We start from the raw sequence: 4,894 nt of genomic DNA, 5'->3' as shown, positions 1-4,894 counted from the left end.
ACAAAAGTGTAGGAATATTACCTACTTCCCATCGACTACGCGTTTCCGCCTCGCCTTAGGGGCCGACTAACCCTGTCCCGATTAACGTTGGACAGGAAACCTTGATCTTCCGGCGGGGGAGTTTTTCACTCCCCTTGTCGTTACTCATGTCAGCATTCGCACTTCTGATACCTCCAGCATGCTTCTCAACACACCTTCAACAGCTTACAGAACGCTCCCCTACCCCACAGACAAAGTCTGTAGCCACAGCTTCGGTTGCTAATTTAGCCCCGTTACATCTTCCGCGCAGGCCGACTCGACTAGTGAGCTATTACGCTTTCTTTAAAGGGTGGCTGCTTCTAAGCCAACCTCCTAGCTGTCTAAGCCTTCCCACATCGTTTCCCACTTAATTAACATTTGGGACCTTAGCTGGTGGTCTGGGTTGTTTCCCTCTTGACAACGGACGTTAGCACCCGCTGTCTGTCTCCGGATAGTACTCACTGGTATTCGGAGTTTGCATGGGGTGGTAAGTCGGGATGACCCCCTAGCCCAAACAGTGCTCTACCCCCAGTGGTATTCGTCCGAGGCTCTACCTAAATAGATTTCGGGGAGAACCAGATATCTCCGAGCTTGATTAGCCTTTCACTCCGATCCACAAGTCATCCCCTAATTTTTCAACATTAGTGGGTTCGGTCCTCCAGTTAGTGTTACCCAACCTTCAACCTGCTCATGGATAGATCGCCCGGTTTCGGGTCTATTGCATGCGACTAAAACGCCCTATTAAGACTCGGTTTCCCTACGGCTCCCCTAAACGGTTAACCTTGCCACATACAATAAGTCGCTGACCCATTATACAAAAGGTACGCAGTCACACCACGAAGGTGCTCCTACTGCTTGTACGCATACGGTTTCAGGATCTATTTCACTCCCCTCACAGGGGTTCTTTTCGCCTTTCCCTCACGGTACTGGTTCACTATCGGTCAGATGGGAGTATTTAGCCTTGGAGGATGGTCCCCCCATGTTCAAACAGGATATCACGTGTCCCGTCCTACTCGATTTCACAACAAGTGCCTTTTCGTGTACGGGGCTATCACCCTGTATCGCCCAACTTTCCAGAAGGTTCCACTAAAACACAAGTTGCTTAAGGGCTGGTCCCCGTTCGCTCGCCGCTACTAAGGGAATCTCGGTTGATTTCTTTTCCTCCGGGTACTTAGATGTTTCAGTTCCCCGGGTTCGCTTCGTACAGCTATGTATTCACTGTACGATACTGAGCAAAGCTCAGTGGGTTTCCCCATTCGGAAATGTTAGGATCAAAGCATGTTTGCCGGCTCCCCTAACCTTATCGCAGGCTCCTACGTCCTTCATCGCCTCCATCTGCCTAGGCATCCACCGTATGCGCTTAGTCGCTTGACCATATAACACAAGCGACTGTATTGACTATTTTTTAAAAATATCTGATTTTCAAACGATTAATAATTAACGCTTGCGCGCTAACTAAAATACTGAAGTCAATTGCAACTACAAATTACGCCAGATTTATGTGCTTGAGACACACTCATCTATATATCAGCAATTATTACAACTTTACATTTACCTTGTTAAAGAGCAGCTGGTGTGAAACCAGGAAGCTAATTTCTTTTTTTTGTAACCTCAATGCGGTTACATCAAAAAATTAGGTTTCTGATGTCTTACGTAGTGAATCAAGCTTTTTTGTATTACAAAACCAACACCGATTATTTAAAACTACTTAAAAATAATGGTGGAGCTATGCGGGATCGAACCGCAGACCTCTTGGATGCAAACCAAGCGCTCTCCCAGCTGAGCTATAGCCCCTAAAATGGTAGGCCTGGGCAGATTTGAACTGCCGACCTCACCCTTATCAGGGGTGCGCTCTAACCAACTGAGCTACAGGCCTGTAATTCCTATCGAGCCTGCCTGAACAGATTTGAACTGCCGACCTCACCCACGCTCTTTATAAAAAGAAGGGGTGCGCGCTCTTCTTCTAACCAACTGAGCTACAGGCCTTTAACTTGATCTTTTTAGCTTTGGCGGCGTTGCGTTCGTTGCTCAGTCAGACACATACTTTTGTATGCTCCCCCTTCGCGCCTCTCGCGCCTTGCCAACCTAAAAATCTCGGCGTTAACCGATGATCTTTCATACACTACAAACCACGTTGAACCTCACATTGTGCGGCCAAACCCAGCTTGTAGCATACGGCTTGTAGCTTGCAGCTTTTAATCTTCACTACGTCCAGTTAATCAAGCAATGCGTGTGAACACTTACAGATAGTCAACATATCGTTTAAGGAGGTGATCCAGCCCCAGGTTCCCCTAGGGCTACCTTGTTACGACTTCACCCCAGTCATGAATCACACCGTGGTAACCGTCCTCCCGAAGGTTAGACTAGCTACTTCTGGTGCAACCCACTCCCATGGTGTGACGGGCGGTGTGTACAAGGCCCGGGAACGTTCCCGGGCCTTGTACACACCGCCCGTCACACCATGGGAGTGGGTTGCACCAGAAGTAGCTAGTCTAACCTTCGGGAGGACGGTTACCACGGTGTGATTCATGACTGGGGTGAAGTCGTAACAAGGTAGCCCTAGGGGAACCTGGGGCTGGATCACCTCCTTAAACGATATGTTGACTATCTGTAAGTGTTCACACGCATTGCTTGATTAACTGGACGTAGTGAAGATTAAAAGCTGCAAGCTACAAGCCGTATGCTACAAGCTGGGTTTGGCCGCACAATGTGAGGTTCAACGTGGTTTGTAGTGTATGAAAGATCATCGGTTAACGCCGAGATTTTTAGGTTTGGCAAGGCGCGAGAGGCGCGAAGGGGGGAGCATACAAAAGTATGTGTCTGACTGAGCAACGAACGCAACGCCGCCAAAGCTAAAAAGATCAAGTTAAAGGCCTGTAGCTCAGTTGGTTAGAAGAAGAGCGCGCACCCCTTCTTTTTATAAAGAGCGTGGGTGAGGTCGGCAGTTCAAATCTGTTCAGGCAGGCTCGATAGGAATTACAGGCCTGTAGCTCAGTTGGTTAGAGCGCACCCCTGATAAGGGTGAGGTCGGCAGTTCAAATCTGCCCAGGCCTACCATTTTAGGGGCTATAGCTCAGCTGGGAGAGCGCTTGGTTTGCATCCAAGAGGTCTGCGGTTCGATCCCGCATAGCTCCACCATTATTTTTAAGTAGTTTTAAATAATCGGTGTTGGTTTTGTAATACAAAAAAGCTTGATTCACTACGTAAGACATCAGAAACCTAATTTTTTGATGTAACCGCATTGAGGTTACAAAAAAAAGAAATTAGCTTCCTGGTTTCACACCAGCTGCTCTTTAACAAGGTAAATGTAAAGTTGTAATAATTGCTGATATATAGATGAGTGTGTCTCAAGCACATAAATCTGGCGTAATTTGTAGTTGCAATTGACTTCAGTATTTTAGTTAGCGCGCAAGCGTTAATTATTAATCGTTTGAAAATCAGATATTTTTAAAAAATAGTCAATACAGTCGCTTGTGTTATATGGTCAAGCGACTAAGCGCATACGGTGGATGCCTAGGCAGATGGAGGCGATGAAGGACGTAGGAGCCTGCGATAAGGTTAGGGGAGCCGGCAAACATGCTTTGATCCTAACATTTCCGAATGGGGAAACCCACTGAGCTTTGCTCAGTATCGTACAGTGAATACATAGCTGTACGAAGCGAACCCGGGGAACTGAAACATCTAAGTACCCGGAGGAAAAGAAATCAACCGAGATTCCCTTAGTAGCGGCGAGCGAACGGGGACCAGCCCTTAAGCAACTTGTGTTTTAGTGGAACCTTCTGGAAAGTTGGGCGATACAGGGTGATAGCCCCGTACACGAAAAGGCACTTGTTGTGAAATCGAGTAGGACGGGACACGTGATATCCTGTTTGAACATGGGGGGACCATCCTCCAAGGCTAAATACTCCCATCTGACCGATAGTGAACCAGTACCGTGAGGGAAAGGCGAAAAGAACCCTGTGAGGGGAGTGAAATAGATCCTGAAACCGTATGCGTACAAGCAGTAGGAGCACCTTCGTGGTGTGACTGCGTACCTTTTGTATAATGGGTCAGCGACTTATTGTATGTGGCAAGGTTAACCGTTTAGGGGAGCCGTAGGGAAACCGAGTCTTAATAGGGCGTTTTAGTCGCATGCAATAGACCCGAAACCGGGCGATCTATCCATGAGCAGGTTGAAGGTTGGGTAACACTAACTGGAGGACCGAACCCACTAATGTTGAAAAATTAGGGGATGACTTGTGGATCGGAGTGAAAGGCTAATCAAGCTCGGAGATATCTGGTTCTCCCCGAAATCTATTTAGGTAGAGCCTCGGACGAATACCACTGGGGGTAGAGCACTGTTTGGGCTAGGGGGTCATCCCGACTTACCAACCCCATGCAAACTCCGAATACCAGTGAGTACTATCCGGGAGACAGACAGCGGGTGCTAACGTCCGTTGTCAAGAGGGAAACAACCCAGACCACCAGCTAAGGTCCCAAATGTTAATTAAGTGGGAAACGATGTGGGAAGGCTTAGACAGCTAGGAGGTTGGCTTAGAAGCAGCCACCCTTTAAAGAAAGCGTAATAGCTCACTAGTCGAGTCGGCCTGCGCGGAAGATGTAACGGGGCTAAATTAGCAACCGAAGCTGTGGCTACAGACTTTGTCTGTGGGGTAGGGGAGCGTTCTGTAAGCTGTTGAAGGTGTGTTGAGAAGCATGCTGGAGGTATCAGAAGTGCGAATGCTGACATGAGTAACGACAAGGGGAGTGAAAAACTCCCCGCCGGAAGATCAAGGTTTCCTGTCCAACGTTAATCGGGACAGGGTTAGTCGGCCCCTAAGGCGAGGCGGAAACGCGTAGTCGATGGGAAGTAGGTTAATATTCCTACACTTTTTGT

Annotated in this window: 4 tRNA genes, 2 rRNA genes and 1 other annotated feature; of the genes, 3 read left to right on the top strand and 3 right to left on the bottom strand. The window is 48.0% G+C overall.

Features of this window, described 5'->3' with window-relative positions:
• The 3 genes from QWY82_RS00030 to QWY82_RS00020 all read right to left on the bottom strand — a co-directional run.
• Nucleotides 1-1,392, bottom strand: a 23S ribosomal RNA gene (locus QWY82_RS00030); the annotation flags it as partial.
• Between the two features lie 344 nt (nucleotides 1,393-1,736).
• A tRNA-Ala gene (locus QWY82_RS00025) sits at nucleotides 1,737-1,812 on the bottom strand.
• A 5-nt stretch (nucleotides 1,813-1,817) separates the two neighbouring features.
• Nucleotides 1,818-1,894, bottom strand: a tRNA-Ile gene (locus tag QWY82_RS00020).
• A gap of 382 nt (nucleotides 1,895-2,276) precedes the next feature.
• Nucleotides 2,277-2,614 (bottom strand) — a sequence feature (most likely nonfunctional fraction of RNA operon).
• 384 nt (nucleotides 2,615-2,998) lie between these two features.
• Here QWY82_RS00020 and QWY82_RS00015 point away from each other — a divergent pair.
• From QWY82_RS00015 to QWY82_RS00005, 3 genes are all read left to right on the top strand, one after another.
• Nucleotides 2,999-3,075, top strand: a tRNA-Ile gene (locus tag QWY82_RS00015).
• A 5-nt stretch (nucleotides 3,076-3,080) separates the two neighbouring features.
• Nucleotides 3,081-3,156, top strand: a tRNA-Ala gene (locus tag QWY82_RS00010).
• 344 nt (nucleotides 3,157-3,500) lie between these two features.
• Nucleotides 3,501-4,894: ribosomal RNA gene (locus QWY82_RS00005) — 23S ribosomal RNA — on the top strand; the annotation flags it as partial.

The sequence above is a fragment of the Simiduia curdlanivorans genome, from assembly GCF_030409605.1.
GTDB lineage: Bacteria > Pseudomonadota > Gammaproteobacteria > Pseudomonadales > Cellvibrionaceae > Simiduia > Simiduia curdlanivorans.
The sequence above is the reverse complement of the archived record's forward strand: the minus strand, read 5'-3'. Positions and strand labels throughout refer to the sequence as shown.